The sequence below is a fragment of the Pseudomonas sp. FW300-N1A1 genome (assembly GCF_058789115.1).
Genome location: NZ_JBYTBK010000044.1, coordinates 1 through 17,497 on the forward strand (window position 1 = coordinate 1; position 17,497 = coordinate 17,497).

The window sequence follows — 17,497 nt, forward strand, 5'->3', positions numbered from 1 at the left end:
CCACGCTGTTCCTGGACGTTTATCCGCTGCATGTTTTCTACAAGGAACGGGGGTTGGGGGCGCTCGAAACCTGCCTGCCTTCGCGTAAGAACATTTATGGGCATGACCAACCCCTAGTGCTATGGCCGGTATCACAACAGAAGCTAAAGTTCGGGACCGATCACGATGAAATCCTGCAAGCTTTCGAGGCCATTGAGGCTGGCAATATCGCCAAAAGTGTTGACCATCTTGCCAGGCACGAACAGGTCAATATTTTGCAACCGTCGATGTACAGCGACCCGAAACTAGTAACTCTGCTGCGCGGCAATCACTTCTCTTATGTCACGAACTTTCCGTCTGGCGTCGCTCAAGCCATCGAACTGACGCTGGCCAGCCAGTGCCGACCTGTCGATGACGGACGCACCATTGGCTTCAGCAATAACCCCGTAGCCGACCTGTCCGATATCCACCAGCGAATGGCTTTCGTGCTCAAGGCCGCGGCACAGTTTGATAATCTGTTACATAGCGGTAATCGCTACCAGATTCAGCAGTCGATTGAGGACATCGCCGCAGGCCGGGGTGTGCGATGAGTTGGATCGTGCGTGTCGGTTGGCGACGCGGCGTGGTTGCACTGGTGATCGCTGTCTGCATTGCGGGGGCGGCAATTGAAGCGCTATCAGAAAAGGAAATCGCGCTGGTGATTGGCGAGCCTTGGGAGGTCATGCGCCAGCGTTCCAGTGCGACCATTGGTCCAGCCATTCCTGGACGAGCCTGGTTCAATATGCCCAAGTCGGATGCCCGCCTGCACTTCATCGACCCTCACTACGGGTTTGTGACCCCACTGGCTCGCTTTTTCACAGTTATGTTCGATGATGAATTGATCGACGGTGTCCGAATGTCCCCGCAAATCGAGCCGCTGCTGCTCGACGATACGCTCAAGGTCGTGCTGGATTTGCAGGAGCAATGGCGCAATGGCGGCTGGACGCCGAACCGGGTCAAAGACTTTCCATCGTTCGCCGACACCCCCCAATGGCGTGCCCAATTGCGGGACGTGAACAAAGGCGGTACCGCTTACTGGCTAGCGGGCGACAAGTACCAGGCAATGCTCGTGGTCAATCGTTTCGAGGACTACAAGCGCCCTGAAGAGGAGCGTTACCTCATCACACTGGGGCTTTCCAAATCACGGGGCGTGCGATGAGCCTGACGCAACGTGTCGGTTGGCGACGCGGTGTGTTTGCACTCGCGGTCGCGGTCTGCATTGCGTGGGCGGCGATTGCAGTGCAATCAGTAAAGGAAATCGCATTGGTGATCGGCGAGCCTTGGGAGGACATGCGTCAGCGCTCCAGTGCAGTCATTGATCCTGCCATTCCTGGGCACTCTTGGTTCAACATACCCAAGTCGGATGCCCGACTTCGTTTCACGGACCCACAATATGGGTTCGTGACGCCACTGGCCCGATTTTTCACGGTAAGTTTTACGGATGAGTTAGTCAGAAATGTCCGTATGTCCCCGCAAATCGAACCGCTGCTGCTCGATGACACGCTCAAGGTCGTGCTGGATTTGCAGAAGCAATGGCGCAAGGCTGGCTGGACGCCGATCCGGATCAAGGAGGACCCACCATTCGCCGACACGCCGCAATGGCGTGCCCGATTGCGGGACGTGGATAAAGGCGGCACGTCTTACTGGCAAGCAGGCAACCAGTATCAAGCAATGCTGGTGGTCGGTCGTTTCGAGGACAATAAGCGCCCCGAAGAAGAGCGCTACCTCATCACGCTGGCACTGGCCAAGCCATGGGTCAGGCCTTGAGCCGGCACCTAGCTGTATGCCCGTGTTTACACCCAAGCCAGACCATCATTGCCCGCGAAAACCATCTCATCACTGTGATGGAGAAGCCTTTGCTGCCTACAACGGCATCGTGTAGTGCAACGAGTAATTCTCGACACCGTCGTTCGGGTGGTTGATGCCGCCATTGGAATAATGGAACGCGCGTATGCCGACCTCATGTCCGCCGGCAAAGCGCAGGCCGAAGCCAAAGCGGTCTTCGAATTGAAAAGACGATCCGAGCTGGTTGTCTTCCACTTCCGTATGAACAAACGCCGCCACGCCAATTCCGGCTTCCAGGTAAGGCTTGATGTTTTCCCCGGAGAATTCATAAACGAATACAGGCGAGAACGACAGACTATGGTTACTCGATGCCTCGTCGCCATCCCAGAAGGTGTAGGCCCCGCTCCAGTAACCGGTCACGCGGCCGATGTCACTCTGCAACCAGCTCTTGTCCCAATCGAATTGCATGCCCAGGCGGTAGACCATGGTCGATTCGCTGGTCTCACCCACTGCGAACTCCACACCCGCCGCTTGCGCACTGTAGCTGTGCCCCAAAAGTGCAGCTGCAATCGCAGCCAGGCAGAACAGTCGCTTCATCAGAAACATCCTTTTCGCGAGCATTTTTGTAGTTTTTTGGCTTGGTAGTCGCAGCAATAGAATGAAGCCTTCGCGTGAACATTCGGCCCGATTGAATCGCTTCCTGACAACGACCTACAGGCTGAAGCTTCGCACAACCCCGGCGTTATTCCAGAGTATCGGCAAGATATTTCCAAAGTGCTGCGCGCTGCCACTGGTCCAGAACTGTGCAGGGTTCGCCGGCCCCTCGGCCAACAGTTCGCGTTCGGCCAGCAAGCGCTGGAGCTGCCGGGCCACTGCAGCGCCGGTATCGATCAGGCTGATGTCGGTCGGAATCAGTTGCCTGAGCAACGGCTTGAGGAAGGGGTAATGGGTGCAGCCAAGAATAATGGTGTCGCAGCCGGCCGCCAACAAGGGTTCGAGGTAACCGCCCAGCAGGGAGCGCAATGCCGGGCTGTGCAGGTCCCCCGCTTCAATCAAGTCCACCAGGCCAGGGCAAGGCTGAGTGACGACCCGGACATCGGTCGCGAAACGGTCGAGCAAGGCCGCGAACTTGGCACTCTGCAAGGTGCCGGTGGTGGCCAGCACACCGACCACGCCACTGCGGGTCGCCGCCGCTGCCGGCTTGACCGCTGGCTCCATGCCAACGATGGGCCAGTGTGGGTAATCACGGCGTAAATCCGCGACCCCTGCCACGGTGGCCGTGTTGCACGCCACGACGATCGCCTTGGCGCCTTGCGCCACAAAAAACTCGGCCATTACGCTGCAACGCTGGCGAATGAACGCCGGGGTTTTCTCGCCGTAGGGAATGTGCCCACAATCACCGACGTACAGCAGTGATTCATTGGGCAGCAATCGCTGGATTTCCGCCAGCACCGACAACCCACCGACGCCGGAATCGAATACGCCGATAGGCGCTTCACGCATGCTTGCCCCCACACACACTACAACCCGGATCGCGCTTGACCCGCAGCTCGCGGAAGCGGGTACCCAAGGCATCGATCAACAACAAGCGTCCAACCAGTGGCTCACCGAATCCCACTAGCAGCTTCAGCGCCTCAAGCGCTTGCAGGCTGCCCACCAGCCCCACCAACGGGCCGACCACACCCGCCTCGCTGCAGGTCAGCTCGGCTTCGCTGCCGTGTCCGTACAAACAGTGGTAACACGGGCTGTCGGCACGACGCGGGTCAAACACCGACAGCTGGCCTTCCAGGCGAATGGCCGCGCCACTGACCAGGGGTATGCGGGCCGCCACGCAGGCCGCATTCACCGCCTCACGGGTGGAAAAGTTGTCGGAGCAGTCGAGCACCAGGTCAACCGCCGATACCGCGGCGGCCAGTGAATCTTCGTCCAGCGCAGCGCGATGGGGGATCAACTGGACCTCGGGGTTGATCGCCTTCAGACGGCCCATGGCCGAGTCGACCTTGCTCAGGCCGACGCTGTCGGTGTCATGAATGATCTGGCGTTGCAGGTTGGTCAAGTCGACCGTGTCGAAGTCCGCCAGATGCAACTGGCCAACCCCGGCCGCCGCCAGGTACAGCGCGACCGGCGCCCCCAACCCACCGAGGCCGATGATCAGTACACGGCTCTGCTTGAGTCGCAATTGACCGTCGATGTCGACGTGTTGCAACAGAATCTGCCGGCTATAGCGCAACAGCTCCTGATCATTCAGCACGGTAGACGCCCCAGGCTGATACGTTCATGGCCGCCGAGGTCCTTGCGGCTGTGGACCTCTTCAAAGCCCTGGTTCAGCAACAGATCACGCACGGCGTCGGCCTGATCGTAACCGTGCTCGAGCATCAGCCAGCCACCGGCTTCCAGATGCTGCGGCGCCTGGCCAATGATCAAGCGCAAGTCATCAAGGCCGTCGGTACCGGCCACCAGCGCACTGGCCGGTTCAAAACGCACGTCCCCTTCCGCCAGGTGCGGGTCGGCAGCGGCGATATAAGGCGGGTTGCTGATAATCAGCGTGTAGCGATGCTCTTTCAACGCGCTGAACCAGTGACTGCTGAGCACACTGACATTGTTCAGGTGCAGACGCTGGCGATTGCGCTCGGCCAGGGCCACGGCTTCGAGGACCCGGTCCACGGCAGTGACCTGCCAGACCGGCCGCTCGCTGGCCAGCGCCAGGGCGATCGCGCCACTGCCGGTGCCCAGGTCGAGCACCTTGGCCGGCGTCGCGGGCAACAGGTCCAGCGCGGTTTCCACCAGCAGTTCGGTGTCCGGTCGCGGGATCAGGGTGTGCGGCGCCACTTCCAGGTCCAGCTTCCAGAAACCCTGCTGGCCGAGAATGTAGGCCACCGGCTCGCCGGAGCGACGACGCTGCAGGTACTCGGCAAAGACCAGCGCGGCTTCGCTGGGTACGATGCGCTCGGGCCAGGTGTGCAAAAAACTGCGGGACTTGCCCAGGGCCGCGGCCAGCAGCAGCTCGGCATCCAGACGCGCGGTCGGCGAGTCAGGCAGGTCGGCGGCGCGTAACAAACTGGCAATGATGGTCATTTACTCACCTATCGCTGCCAGTTGGTCGGCCTGATACTCGGCCAGCAACGGCTCGATCACGGCATCAACGCCACCGGCAAGGATTTCATCAAGGGAATACAACGTCAGGTTGACCCGGTGGTCCGTAACCCGGCCCTGGGCAAAGTTGTAGGTGCGGATCCGTTCGGAGCGATCGCCGGAGCCCACCAGCAACTTGCGCTCGCTGGCAATGGCATTGGCCGCGGCGCTGGTTTGCTGATCGTTGAGCTTGGCCGACAGCCAGGACATCGCCCGCGCCCGGTTCTTGTGCTGGGAACGTTCTTCCTGGCATTCGACCACGATGCCCGATGGCAAGTGGGTAATCCGGATGGCCGAGTCGGTCTTGTTGACGTGCTGGCCACCGGCACCGGAGGAACGATACGTGTCGACGCGCAAGTCCGATGGATTGATTTCGATCGCTTCCTGCTCATCAGGCTCCGGCAATACCGCCACGGTGCAGGCCGAGGTGTGGATACGGCCCTGGGACTCAGTGGCCGGAACCCGTTGCACGCGGTGCGCGCCGGACTCGAACTTCAGCTTGCCGTAAACGTTTTCGCCTTCAACGCGGGCGATGACTTCTTTATAGCCACCGTGTTCACCTTCGTTTTCCGAGAGAATCTCGACCCGCCAGCCACGCCGTTCGGCGTAACGCGAATACATGCGGAACAGGTCGCCGGAGAAGATCGCCGCCTCGTCACCACCGGTGCCCGCACGGATCTCCAGGAACACGTTGCGTCCATCGTTCGGATCCTTGGGCAGCAGCATGCGTTGCAGGCTGGCCTCGAGTTCGATCAGTTGCTCCTTGGCTTCGCGGACTTCTTCCACGGCCATTTCGCGCATGTCCGGATCGCTGTCCTTGAGCAGCGCCTGAGCGCCCTCAAGGTCGCCCTGCACTTTGAGCAACTGTTTATAGGTAGCGACAATCGGCTCGACTTCCGCGTACTCCTTGGAGTAGGTACGGAACTTGTTCTGATCGGAAATGACTTCGCCATCGCCGAGCAAGGCGGTCAATTCCTCGAAACGGTCCTGGAGGATGTCCAGCTTATTGAGCAGTGACGCTTTCATTGCGATTTTTTATCCGAAGAGCTATCCGACGCGCCCTCACCGAGGGCAAAGAGTTCCTGGGCCATGGCCAGCGCATCGAGGCGGCCTTCGGCAGTCAGCTTTTTCAACTGCACACTCGGAGCGTGCAGCAGTTTGTTGGTCAGGCCACGGGCCAGTTGCACCAGCACATCCTCGGCACTGCTGCCGTTGGCGAGCATGCGCTGGGCCTTTAGCAGCTCTTCGTCACGCAGGCGTTCGCTCTGTTGACGATAGGCTTTAAGGACATCGACCGCCGCCAGTTCGCGCAGGCGAACCATGAAATCGTCGGCGCCAATGGACACCATCTCTTCCGCCGCCTGGGCTGCACCCTGGCGGCTCTTGAGATTCTCGGCAACCACTTCGTGGAGATCGTCGACGCTATACAGATAGACGTCGTCCAGCTCGCCCACTTCCGGCTCGATATCCCGAGGTACGGCGATATCCACCATGAAAATCGGTTTGTGCTTGCGCAATTTCAAGGCGCTTTCCACCGCGCCCTTGCCCAGGATCGGCAATTGGCTGGCCGTGGAACTGATCACGATATCGCTGCGCACCAGCTCTGCCGGGATGTCCGAGAGCAACACGGCGTGGGCACCAAACTGCTCGGCCAGCAGGCTTGCGCGCTCCAGAGTCCGGTTGGCAACGACAATCCGCTTCACCCCCAGCTCATGCAAATGGCGGGCGACCAGGGTAATGGTCTCGCCGGCGCCGATCAGCAACGCCTGGCTGCGCTGCAGGTCGCTGAAGATCTGCTTGGCCAGGCTGACCGCGGCAAACGCCACGGACACCGGGTTTTCACCGATCGCCGTGTCGGTGCGCACTTGCTTGGCGGCGTTGAAGGTCGCCTGGAACAAACGCCCCAGCAGCGGGCCGATGGTGCCGGCCTCGCGCGCCACGGCATAGGCCGATTTCATCTGGCCGAGGATCTGTGGTTCGCCCAGCACCAGCGAGTCGAGCCCGGAGGCGACCCGCATCATGTGACGAACTGCCGCATCCTCTTCATGCACATAAGCACTCGCGCGAAGCTCATCGAGGCTTAAATGATGGTAATCGGCCAACCAGCGCAGCACCCCATCCGCCGAAAGATGATCCTGTTCTATATAGAGTTCGCTGCGATTGCAGGTGGAGAGGATCGCAGCTTCGCGGCTGTCGGTGAGTCGGCAGAGCTGCTGCAGGGCCTCAACCAGCTGTTCCGGAGTAAACGCCACGCGCTCGCGGACGTCTACGGAAGCAGTCTTGTGGTTAATACCAAGTGCAAGGAAGGCCATTCAAGGTCGCTGATGATGTCGAGAAGCCGACAATTGTCCTACTTCGCCAGACTCAGAACAACCACCGTTGACTATTGTCCTAATAGACTGCCTGTGAAAAGGCCCGCATCGAGTCTCGGTTATGTTTGGCCGAAGGCTTGTGTCATGATGATCCGACCGCAGGTTAGTCGTCCTCTTCCTATATGAATAGATCTTCCGCGTTGCTCCTCGCTTTTGTCTTCCTAAGCGGCTGCCAGGTCTTGGCACCCGTTTCGACGGACGGTACGCCGCCGGTCGAAGGCAGCACTCCAGCCCCTGAAAAGCCCAAGGTCTACAGCTCGTTCAGCGAAGAAACCATCTTCAGCCTGTTGAGTGCCGAACTGGCTGGCCAGCGCAATCGCTACGACATTGCCCTGGACAACTACGTGACCCAGGCCATCAATACCCAGGACCCTGGCATTTCCGAGCGCGCCTTTCGCATCGCCGAGTACCTGGGTGCCGACCAGGCCGCGCTCGACAGTGCACTGATCTGGGCAAAAAACGCCCCGAACGACCTCGAGGCACAACGCGCCGCCGCCATACAACTGGCGCGCAGCGGGCGTTATGACGACTCCATGGTCTATATGGAGAAAGTCCTGCAAGGCAAGGGCGACACCCATTTCGACTTCCTTGCCCTGTCGGCGGCCGATACGGACCAGGACACCCGCAACGGCCTGATGAAAAGTTTCGACCGTTTGTTGCAGCGCCACCCCAACAACAGTCAGCTGATTTTCGGCAAGGCCTTGCTGCTGCAACAGGACGGTGACTCTCAGGGGGCACTGACCCTGCTGGAAAACCATCCGCCGGAAGAAGGCGAAATAGCGCCGATCCTCCTGCGCGCACGCTTGTTGCAAAGCCTCAATCGTGGCGATGAATCTCTGCCGCTGTTGAAAAAAACCATCCGCAAGTACCCGGACGACAAACGCCTGCGCCTGACCTATGCCCGCCTGCTGGTTGAACAGGACCGTATGGACGACGCGAAAACCGAGTTTTCAAGCCTGGTCCAGCAGTACCCGGAAGACGACGAATTGCGTTACTCCCTGGCCCTCGTTTGCCTGGAAGCCAAGGCCTGGGAAGAAGCCAAGGGTTACCTGGAAGACTTGATTGCCCGGGACAGCCACGTCGACTCCGCGCACCTGAACCTGGGACGCATCGCCGAAGAGCGCAACGACCCCCAAGGTGCCCTGATCGAATATGGCCAGGTTGCCCCGGGTGCCGATTACCTGCCGGCCCAGTTGCGCCAGGCCGACATCCTGATGGACAACGGGCGTACCGCCGAAGCCCAGGCCCGCCTGGCGAAAGAGCGCGATGAAGAACCGGACTATGCGATCCAGCTGTACCTGATCGAAGTCGAAACCCTGTCCGCCAATAAACACGAAGACCGTGCCTGGGCCATCCTCGACAAAGCCTTGAAGCAGTACCCGGATGACCTGAACCTGCTATACACCCGGGCCATGCAGGCGGAAAAACGCAATGACCTGGCGCAGATGGAAAAAGACCTGCGACAGATCATCAAGCGCGACCCGGACAACGCCATGGCACTCAACGCCCTGGGTTATACCCTGTCCGATCGCACGACCCGCTACGCCGAAGCCAAGTCCCTGATCGAAAAAGCCCATCAATTGAGCCCGGAAGACCCGGCGGTTCTCGACAGCCTCGGCTGGGTGAACTTCCGCCTGGGCAATCTCGATGACGCCGAGCGCTATTTGCGCCAGGCCCTGGAACGCTTCCCCGACCAGGAAGTCGCCGCGCACCTGGGCGAAGTCCTTTGGGCCAAGGGCCAACAACGCGAAGCCAGAAAAATCTGGGCCAAGTTCCTCAAGGAACAGCCTGACAGCCCCATCCTGCGCAGCACCATCAAGCGCCTGACCGGATCCGAGACCCTTTAACATCATGTTTTTGCGCCACGTCATCGTTTTCAGCTTCATCGCCCTGCTCGCCGGCTGTGCGGGCTTTGGCGCCCGTGAATCCCTCGAGGGTCAAGGCAATCCCGCGCAATGGCGCGTGCAAAAACAACAGCTGACAGCCCTCGATGGCTGGCAGATCGACGGCAAGATCGGCATTCGCGCCCCGAAAGACTCGGGCAGCGGCACCTTGTTCTGGCTGCAGCGCCAGGACTACTACGATATCCGCCTCTCCGGCCCTCTGGGTCGTGGCGCCGCCCGCCTGACCGGTCGCCCCGGCGACGTCACGCTGGAAGTCGCCAACCAGGGTCGCTACACCGCGCCAAGCCCGGACGCTCTGCTCGAAGAACAGATGGGCTGGAAGCTGCCGGTTTCCAATCTGGCCTGGTGGGTTCGCGGACTCCCGGCACCGAGCAGCAAAAGCCGCTTGTCGCTGGATGCCGACAGCCGCCTGGCCAGCCTCGAGCAAGACGGCTGGAAGGTCGAATACACCGCCTATACACAGCAAAACGGTTACTGGCTGCCCGAGCGAATCAAGCTGCACGGCCGCGACCTCGATGTCACGCTGGTGATCAAGGCCTGGCAACCTCGCAAGTTGGGCCAATGACATGCCTGCACATCGCCTGACGCTGCCTTCGCCGGCAAAACTCAATTTGATGCTGCATATTCTCGGTCGCCGTGAAGACGGTTACCACGAACTGCAGACGTTGTTTCAATTTCTCGACTACGGCGACGAAATCACCTTTGCGGTGCGCGATGACGGCGTCATTTGCCTGCACACCGAATTCGAAGGCGTCCCCCATGACAGCAATCTGATCGTCAAGGCTGCCAGGAAAATCCAGGCGCAATCCGGTTGTTCACTGGGTGTTGATATCTGGATCGAAAAAATCCTGCCCATGGGCGGTGGAATCGGGGGTGGCAGCTCGAATGCCGCCACCACCCTGCTGGGGCTGAACCATCTCTGGCAACTAGGCTGGGATGAAGATCGCCTGGCCACACTGGGCCTGACGCTGGGCGCGGACGTCCCGGTTTTCGTGCGTGGCCACGCAGCTTTCGCCGAGGGCGTGGGAGAAAAACTCACCCCTGTAGACCCTGCCGAGCCTTGGTATGTCGTGCTTGTACCGCAAGTCTCTGTAAGTACAGCAGAAATTTTTTCAGATCCTTTGTTGACACGTAACTCATCTCCCATTAAAGTGCGCCCCGTTCCCAAGGGAAACAGTCGAAATGACTGCTTGCCGGTGGTCACAAGGCGTTATCCAGAAGTACGTAACGCTTTGAATTTGTTAGGTAAATTTACCGAAGCAAAACTCACCGGAACTGGAAGTTGTGTGTTTGGGGGCTTCCCAAGCAAAGCTGAAGCTGATAAAGTCTCGGCCCTTCTTACAGAGACCCTTACAGGGTTTGTAGCAAAAGGAAGTAACATTTCGATGTTGCATCGCAAGCTACAAGGTCTGCTCTAAAAGGAACCGGGTACTGGGTACTCGTTGCAACAGATACAGGGGCGTCGCCAAGCGGTAAGGCAGCAGGTTTTGATCCTGCCATGCGTTGGTTCGAATCCAGCCGCCCCTGCCATTTTCCTATACTCATCCAGGTATACCCTCAGCCTTCAGGTACTGCGCGTGTCCAAGATGATGGTCTTTACGGGGAACGCTAACCCCGATCTGGCTCGGCGTGTCGTACGTCAGCTGCATATCCCTCTCGGTGACATCTCTGTCGGTAAATTCTCCGACGGCGAAATTACAGCCGAGATCAATGAAAACGTCCGCGGTAAAGATGTCTTCATTATTCAGCCGACTTGCGCTCCGACCAACGATAACCTGATGGAACTCGTCGTGATGGCTGATGCCTTCCGTCGCTCCTCAGCCACTCGAATCACTGCGGTGATCCCCTACTTTGGTTATGCCCGACAGGATCGCCGTCCGCGTTCCGCACGTGTGGCTATCAGCGCGAAAGTCGTCGCTGACATGCTTACCGTCGTCGGCATCGATCGTGTTCTCACGGTTGATCTGCATGCTGACCAGATCCAGGGCTTCTTCGATATTCCGGTAGATAACATCTACGGCTCCCCTGTATTGGTGGATGACATCGAAGACCAACGCTTCGAAAACCTGATGATCGTGTCCCCGGACATTGGCGGCGTCGTGCGTGCACGTGCCGTTGCCAAATCCCTGGGCGTGGATCTCGGGATCATCGACAAGCGCCGTGAGAAAGCCAATCACTCTGAAGTGATGCATATCATCGGTGATGTCGAAGGGCGTACCTGTATCCTGGTTGACGACATGGTCGATACCGCCGGCACCCTGTGCCACGCGGCTAAAGCCTTGAAAGAGCATGGCGCTGCCAAGGTCTTTGCCTACTGCACACACCCTGTGCTGTCGGGTCGGGCCATCGAGAACATTGAAAATTCCGTGCTGGACGAGCTGGTGGTGACCAACACCATCCCGCTGTCCGCAGCAGCACAAGCCTGTGCACGTATCCGTCAACTGGATATCGCACCGGTTGTTGCCGAAGCGGTTCGCCGCATCAGCAACGAAGAATCGATCAGCGCGATGTTCCGCTAAGGGCCCTGCCCTTCGGACACATCTCAATGACGAAAAGCGCCCCGCCCCGGCATTCCTGTCGGGGCGGGGCTTTTTTGCCCATATCGCCTTTAGCGCTGGTCGCAAACGCTGGGGCGAATGTGGTTATTTTGGAGATACAACATGAACGATTTTACTCTGAATGCTGAAGCGCGTTCCGACCTGGGGAAAGGTGCGAGCCGCCGCCTGCGTCGTCTCGCAAGCCTGGTTCCAGCTGTAGTTTACGGTGGCGAAAAAGCCCCTGAATCCATCAGCATGCTGGCTAAAGAAGTTGCCAAACTGCTCGAAAACGAAGCGGCTTACAGCCACATCATCGAGCTGAACATTGGTGGCACCAAGCAAAACGTCGTGATCAAAGCCCTGCAACGTCACCCGGCCAAAGGCCACGTGATGCACGCTGACTTCGTACGCGTTGTAGCGGGCCAGAAACTGACCGCTATCGTTCCAGTGCACTTCATCAACGAAGCTGCTCCGGCCAAGAAAGGCGGCGAAATCTCGCACGTTGCTTCGGAAATCGAAGTTTCCTGCCTGCCAAAAGACCTGCCTGAGTTCATCGAAGTCGACCTGGCTGACGCCGAAATCGGTTCGATCATTCACCTGTCCAACATCAAGGCCCCTAAAGGCGTTGAATTTGTTGCTCTGGCTCACGGTAACGACCTGGCTGTTGCCAACGTTCACGCTCCACGTGTTGCTCCAGAAGCTGCAGAAGGCGCTGCAGAGTAATTCACTCTGTACGCCGGAGTGATCAAGTAACATCGCGGACTGGAACGTAGCGAGAAAGCGGGCGGGAACGCGGAGTTTACATCATGGTAAATGAGCACTTTTCGTCCACTTTCGCCGCACACACCTATTGCTGCGATGTTATCCACCACTCCATAGAAGGGCCCCTGACGTGACTGCCATCAAACTGATCGTTGGCCTGGGAAATCCAGGCGCCGAATACGAACAGACCCGGCATAACGCAGGGGCCCTTTTTGTTGAGCGCATCGCGCACGCACAAGGTGTGAACCTTGTGGCCGATCGCAAATATTTCGGCCTGACCGGACGCTTCTCGCATCAGGGTCAGGATGTTCGCCTGCTGATTCCCACGACCTACATGAACCGTAGCGGCCAGGCCGTGGCGGCGCTTGCCGGTTTCTTCCGCATCAAGCCGGAAGAAATACTCGTGGCGCATGACGAACTCGACCTGCCTCCCGGCGTTGCCAAGCTCAAACAGGGCGGCGGGCATGGCGGTCACAACGGGTTGCGCGACATCATCGCGCAACTGGGCAACCAGAATACCTTCTATCGCTTGCGGCTCGGCATTGGCCACCCAGGCGTTGCCAGTATGGTTTCAAACTTTGTCCTGGGTCGCGCGCCTCGCGCCGAACAGGAAAAACTCGATGCCAGCATCGACTTTGCCCTCGGCGTGCTGCCGGATATCTTCGCCGGTGAATGGAACCGCGCGATGAAAAACCTGCACAGCCAGAAGGCCTGACTCTAACTCCTCGGGGAAACACCATGGGATTCAATTGCGGCATCGTCGGCCTGCCTAACGTCGGTAAGTCCACCCTGTTCAACGCCCTGACCAAGTCCGGTATCGCGGCCGAGAACTTCCCCTTCTGCACCATCGAGCCGAACAGCGGTATCGTGCCGATGCCGGATCCACGCCTGGACGCCCTGGCGGCCATCGTCAATCCAAAGCGCATCCTGCCGACCACCATGGAATTCGTCGATATCGCAGGCCTGGTTGCCGGCGCCTCGAAAGGTGAAGGCCTGGGCAACAAGTTCCTGGCCAACATCCGTGAAACCGATGCCATCGCCCACGTGGTCCGCTGCTTCGAAGACGATAACGTGATTCACGTCTCCAACAGCGTCGACCCGAAGCGCGACATCGAGATCATCGAGCTGGAACTGATCTTCGCCGACCTCGACAGCTGCGAGAAGCAACTGCAGAAAGTCGCGCGCAACGCCAAGGGCGGTGACAAGGACGCAGTCGTCCAGAAAGGCCTGCTGGAGCAACTGATCGCCCACTTCACCGAAGGCAAGCCAGCGCGCAGCCTGATGAAGAACATGAGCACCGACGAGAAAGCGGTGATCCGTGGCTTCCACCTGCTGACCACCAAGCCGGTGATGTACATCGCCAACGTTGCCGAAGACGGCTTCGAAAACAACCCGCTGCTCGACGTGGTCATGGCCATTGCCGAAGAAGAAGGCGCGGTCGTGGTTCCGGTGTGCAACAAGATCGAAGCGGAAATCGCCGAGCTGGATGACGGTGAAGAGAAAGACATGTTCCTCGAGGCCCTGGGCCTCGAAGAGCCTGGCCTGAACCGCGTGATCCGCGCAGGCTACGAAATGCTCCACCTGCAAACCTACTTCACCGCCGGTGTCGAAGAAGTCCGCGCCTGGACCGTCCGCGTCGGTGCCACCGCACCACAAGCCGCTGGCGTGATCCACACCGACTTCGAAAAAGGCTTCATCCGCGCCGAAGTGATCGCCTACAACGACTTCATCCAGTACAAAGGCGAAGCCGGTACCAAGGAAGCCGGTAAATGGCGCCTGGAAGGCAAGGACTACATCGTCAAAGACGGCGACGTGATGCACTTCCGCTTCAACGTGTAAAACACCCGCCCACGAAAAAGCCGCGTTTATTCGCGGCTTTTTTGTACCTGACAGATTTGTCACCATCACAACAAATCCCCTGTGGGAGCGGGCTTGCTCGCGAATGCGGTGTGTCAGCGGAATATATATCGACTGGTAGGCACCCTTCGCGAGCAAGCCCGCTCCCACAGTTGGAATCGTGGTGGATCAGGCCTTTTTGGTACGAGGCAGAAAGATCGCCAACAGCCCGAACAACGGCAGGAACGAACACAAGAAGTACACGTATTCGATGCCATGGATGTCTGCAAGGTACCCCAACAGGGCCGCACCGATCCCGCCGAAACCGAACATCAGGCCGAAGAACACCCCGGCAATCATGCCGACATTACCCGGCACCAGTTCCTGGGCGTAGACCACGATGGCCGAGAACGCCGAGGCCAGGATGAAGCCGATCACCACGCTCAGGACGCTGGTCCAGAACAGGTCGACGTGAGGCATGAGCAAGGTGAACGGCGCAACACCGAGGATCGAGAACCAGATCACGGCCTTCCGCCCGATCTTGTCGCCAATCGGCCCACCGAAAAAGGTCCCCGCCGCTACCGCCCCGAGAAACAGGAACAGGTGCAATTGCGAACTGGCCACCGACAGGTCGAATTTCTCGATCAGGTAGAAGGTGAAATAACTGGTCAGGCTGGACATGTAGAAATACTTGGAGAACACCAGCAGCCCCAGAACCACCAACGCACTGATCACCCTGCCTTTCGACAGGCCGTGAGTCGCCGCCTGGCCCTGTTTGAGCTTGAACAGGCTCAAGTGATTGGCGTACCAGCGGCTGATGCCATACAGCACCACCAGCGCGAATACCGCGAACAGCCCGAACCAGGCCACATTACCTTGGCCGAACGGAATGATGATCGCCGCCGCCAGCAACGGCCCGAACGCAGAACCGGCGTTGCCACCGACCTGGAAGGTCGACTGCGCCAGACCGAAGCGCCCGCCCGAGGCCAGTCGCGCCACACGGGAAGCTTCCGGGTGAAAGGTCGAGGAGCCAATACCGATCAGCCCCGCCGCCAGCAGGATCAACGGAAAACTGCCGACCTGAGACATCATCAGAATACCGATCAGGGTGCAGATCATGCCCATTGGCAGCAGGTAGGGCTTGGGGTGGCGATCGGTGTAATAACCGACCCACGGCTGCAACAGCGAGGCGGTGAGCTGGAAGGTCAAGGTAATCAGGCCGACCTGGGTGAAGGTCAGGCCATAATTGGCCTTGAGCATCGGATAGATCGACGGCAGCACGGACTGAATCAGGTCGTTGATCAAATGCGCCAGCGCCACCGCGCCGATGATGCGCATGACCAGGGGACTGCTCTGTGATGTCGCAGGCGCGGCTGAAGTGGCCGCTTGGGGGGGACTGGTTGCCATGAGAGTTTCCATACAGCGGATGGGAGCGCATTTGCCGGTGCGCCAATGTGCCATTTTTCACGGTGACAGCGCCATCCCCTTAGCCTGCTAACGACTTTAAATAACGCGCACCTGTAGCAGGGCAAGCGATTACTCGGGACGGATTGGGCACAGCTAAAGCGCAAAAACTCATGGTTTTTACGAGGTCTGAGGATAAGCGGTTGAAAGCGTAGAGAAATATTTTAGATTTATGCTTGACACATCGTCGTTCCAAGCCAATAATGCGCGCCACTTGGCTACATAGCTCAGTTGGTTAGAGCATAGCATTCATAATGCTGGGGTCCGGGGTTCAAGTCCCTGTGTAGCCACCAAGTACTAAAAACGGCTTACCGCAAGGTAGGCCGTTTTTTTATGCCCGCAGAAAAGTGCCTGCCCAATGGCCGGCACCGTACATTCGCGGTGCCGGCCATCGACGACTCTCCTAAAGCGTCGGCAAGGCGGACAACGCCTTCTCCCAGATCTGCCGGGTACGGACCCAGACCATTTCCTGCCAGTCAGGGTCCGACGGATAAAACTGCTCCAGCAGATCGAGCTTGATCCGACGCCCTGCTGCGTCATTCGGGTCGCCGTGCAAGTGCAGCCAGTGATCGTCACGCAGGTGTTCATGCACCGCCTCCCCCGGGTAGGTTCCGCACTCGATGACAAAGGGCATCAAGCGCACCTGCGGCAAGGCATCGAGCAGCGCCTGGGAGGTGTAGCCAGTGGCGCTGGCGGCGATCCCTGTTTCGCTGTGGCTGCGCGCGCCCGTCTGCACGGTGTAGAGCCACGGACCATAGAGGGCCTGCGCCTGCGGCAACGCCGGATAGGCAGCCTGAGTGACGGTCAGCAACATCGGATGCCCATACTCGCCGGCACCGGTATGCAGGTCGAAGCACAGGGCGACTTCGGCCCGGGAAAGATGCGCCGCGATAATCTGGTGCAAGGTGCGATTCGACCAGCTCGGTGCCCGCCCGCCGTAAAACAGGCCATCGGGATGGCTATGCTGGCCCCCTTCGACAATCGCCATCACCGCCGGCCAGCCCTGCTCGCCCAACTGCGCGGCCAGCATGGCATCGGCTCGATCTCGCTCCGCCCCCCGCAACGGGTCGAACGCGTAGATCGCGTGCAGCGCCGCATAGGCCCGGTTGTCCGGCAGCGGTGAGTCGAAGTTCAGGTGATTGCGGTTCAGGTCGATGTTGTCTTCGTTGACCCGACGCAGCCATGCGGTGCCCCACGGGTTGATCAAATGGATCATCACCACCGCGACATCGTCCGGCAGCGAGCGCTTGCCCAGCGCCTGGAGCCATTTGCTCTGGCTGTCCGAGCCATAGAAGCCTTCCACACCGTGCGTGCCACTCAAGGCCACCAGAAGGCGTTTGGCACCAGGGTCGCCAAGCACGGCGACGTCGGTGCTCAAGGTCTCACCGAACGGCCCCTTGAGTGGGTGCGGGTACTCGGTCAACCGGGCGCCGGCGGCCGTCGCTGCCGCGAGGAAACGTTCACGCTGCGCACGGTAGCCTGGCTGATCTGGAAACTCGGTCTGCATGTCGGCCTCTTGTTGTTCTGGATGAAGGTCCCGCGCCCTCGACCCTACAGAAAATACGCCCGTTGATGAAGGACAAAAGCCCCCTTCCCTGGCCCAGCGCACAGCAACCCAGCGTTGCAGCTGACCCGTCACGCCGATACAGTCCCCCCGAATCTTTAATCCAACGGATGGAGTGCCCAC

The 17,497-nt window shown here is 59.3% G+C and carries 18 protein-coding genes and 2 tRNA genes; 12 read left to right on the top strand and 8 right to left on the bottom strand.

Annotated elements, in window-relative coordinates:
* From AC3WQN_RS22070 to AC3WQN_RS22080, 3 genes are all read left to right on the top strand, one after another.
* Window positions 1–569 (top strand): DUF2515 family protein (locus tag AC3WQN_RS22070; RefSeq protein ID WP_492606956.1); only part of this gene is annotated, 569 nt, incomplete at its 5' end.
* A complete protein-coding gene (locus AC3WQN_RS22075) occupies window positions 566–1,177 on the top strand; it encodes a hypothetical protein (protein WP_103401337.1) in 612 nt (203 codons plus the stop codon). The genes AC3WQN_RS22070 and AC3WQN_RS22075, both read left to right, overlap by 4 nt.
* Window positions 1,174–1,785 (top strand): hypothetical protein, encoded by a 612-nt coding sequence (locus AC3WQN_RS22080; RefSeq protein ID WP_103401338.1) that lies wholly within the window; start codon window positions 1,174–1,176, stop codon window positions 1,783–1,785. Before AC3WQN_RS22075 ends, AC3WQN_RS22080 begins: the two co-directional genes overlap by 4 nt.
* 96 nt (window positions 1,786–1,881) lie before the next feature.
* Here the strand turns inward: AC3WQN_RS22080 and AC3WQN_RS22085 are convergent, their stop codons facing one another.
* The 6 genes from AC3WQN_RS22085 to hemA form a co-directional block, all read right to left on the bottom strand.
* Complete coding sequence (locus AC3WQN_RS22085; RefSeq protein WP_095146711.1) at window positions 1,882–2,400, bottom strand: acyloxyacyl hydrolase; 519 nt, start codon at window positions 2,398–2,400, stop codon at window positions 1,882–1,884.
* Between the two features lie 114 nt (window positions 2,401–2,514).
* Window positions 2,515–3,306, bottom strand: coding sequence for a glutamate racemase (murI, locus tag AC3WQN_RS22090; protein WP_103401339.1), 792 nt, complete (start codon window positions 3,304–3,306; stop codon window positions 2,515–2,517).
* A complete protein-coding gene (locus AC3WQN_RS22095; protein ID WP_095146713.1) occupies window positions 3,299–4,054 on the bottom strand; it encodes a molybdopterin-synthase adenylyltransferase MoeB in 756 nt (251 codons plus the stop codon). The genes murI and AC3WQN_RS22095 overlap by 8 nt, the downstream gene beginning before the upstream one ends.
* Window positions 4,048–4,878, bottom strand: coding sequence for a peptide chain release factor N(5)-glutamine methyltransferase (gene prmC, locus AC3WQN_RS22100; protein WP_103401340.1), 831 nt, complete (start codon window positions 4,876–4,878; stop codon window positions 4,048–4,050). The genes AC3WQN_RS22095 and prmC overlap by 7 nt, the downstream gene beginning before the upstream one ends.
* Window positions 4,879–5,961, bottom strand: a complete 1,083-nt coding sequence (prfA, locus tag AC3WQN_RS22105) for a peptide chain release factor 1 (RefSeq protein ID WP_095146715.1) — start codon at window positions 5,959–5,961, stop codon at window positions 4,879–4,881.
* A complete protein-coding gene (hemA, locus tag AC3WQN_RS22110) occupies window positions 5,958–7,247 on the bottom strand; it encodes a glutamyl-tRNA reductase (protein WP_095146716.1) in 1,290 nt (429 codons plus the stop codon). Before hemA ends, prfA begins: the two co-directional genes overlap by 4 nt.
* A gap of 182 nt (window positions 7,248–7,429) precedes the next feature.
* Here hemA and AC3WQN_RS22115 point away from each other — a divergent pair, with 182 nt between their 5' ends.
* The 8 genes from AC3WQN_RS22115 to ychF all read left to right on the top strand — a co-directional run bounded on the left by AC3WQN_RS22115 (window position 7,430) and on the right by ychF (window position 14,349).
* On the top strand, window positions 7,430–9,154 hold the full coding sequence (locus AC3WQN_RS22115; protein ID WP_103401341.1) for a tetratricopeptide repeat protein: 1,725 nt from the start codon (window positions 7,430–7,432) through the stop codon (window positions 9,152–9,154).
* 4 nt (window positions 9,155–9,158) lie between these two features.
* Window positions 9,159–9,776 carry a lipoprotein insertase outer membrane protein LolB gene (lolB, locus tag AC3WQN_RS22120; RefSeq protein ID WP_095146718.1) on the top strand — a complete coding sequence of 206 codons (618 nt, stop codon included), beginning with the start codon at window positions 9,159–9,161 and terminating at the stop codon, window positions 9,774–9,776.
* 1 nt (window position 9,777) lies between these two features.
* Window positions 9,778–10,629 (top strand): 4-(cytidine 5'-diphospho)-2-C-methyl-D-erythritol kinase, encoded by an 852-nt coding sequence (gene ispE, locus AC3WQN_RS22125; RefSeq protein ID WP_103401342.1) that lies wholly within the window; start codon window positions 9,778–9,780, stop codon window positions 10,627–10,629.
* 37 nt (window positions 10,630–10,666) lie between these two features.
* Window positions 10,667–10,741 (top strand) — tRNA-Gln (locus tag AC3WQN_RS22130).
* Between the two features lie 47 nt (window positions 10,742–10,788).
* Window positions 10,789–11,730, top strand: coding sequence for a ribose-phosphate pyrophosphokinase (locus tag AC3WQN_RS22135; protein WP_003171603.1), 942 nt, complete (start codon window positions 10,789–10,791; stop codon window positions 11,728–11,730).
* Window positions 11,731–11,871: 141 nt separating this feature from the next.
* Window positions 11,872–12,471, top strand: a complete 600-nt coding sequence (locus tag AC3WQN_RS22140; protein WP_103401343.1) for a 50S ribosomal protein L25/general stress protein Ctc — start codon at window positions 11,872–11,874, stop codon at window positions 12,469–12,471.
* Between the two features lie 169 nt (window positions 12,472–12,640).
* Window positions 12,641–13,225: an aminoacyl-tRNA hydrolase gene (gene pth, locus AC3WQN_RS22145; RefSeq protein WP_003208389.1), complete on the top strand. Its 585-nt coding sequence runs from the start codon at window positions 12,641–12,643 to the stop codon at window positions 13,223–13,225.
* A 23-nt stretch (window positions 13,226–13,248) separates the two neighbouring features.
* Window positions 13,249–14,349 carry a redox-regulated ATPase YchF gene (ychF, locus tag AC3WQN_RS22150; RefSeq protein ID WP_103401344.1) on the top strand — a complete coding sequence of 367 codons (1,101 nt, stop codon included), beginning with the start codon at window positions 13,249–13,251 and terminating at the stop codon, window positions 14,347–14,349.
* Between the two features lie 186 nt (window positions 14,350–14,535).
* Here ychF and AC3WQN_RS22155 read toward each other — a convergent pair whose 3' ends face one another.
* Window positions 14,536–15,753, bottom strand: coding sequence for an MFS transporter (locus AC3WQN_RS22155; RefSeq protein ID WP_103401346.1), 1,218 nt, complete (start codon window positions 15,751–15,753; stop codon window positions 14,536–14,538).
* 273 nt (window positions 15,754–16,026) lie between these two features.
* Between AC3WQN_RS22155 and AC3WQN_RS22160 the strand changes: the two genes are divergently transcribed.
* A tRNA-Met gene (locus AC3WQN_RS22160) sits at window positions 16,027–16,103 on the top strand.
* 110 nt (window positions 16,104–16,213) lie between these two features.
* Here the strand turns inward: AC3WQN_RS22160 and AC3WQN_RS22165 are convergent.
* Window positions 16,214–17,317, bottom strand: coding sequence for a DUF2817 domain-containing protein (locus tag AC3WQN_RS22165; RefSeq protein ID WP_103401347.1), 1,104 nt, complete (start codon window positions 17,315–17,317; stop codon window positions 16,214–16,216).
* Window positions 17,318–17,497: the final 180 nt, after the last annotated feature.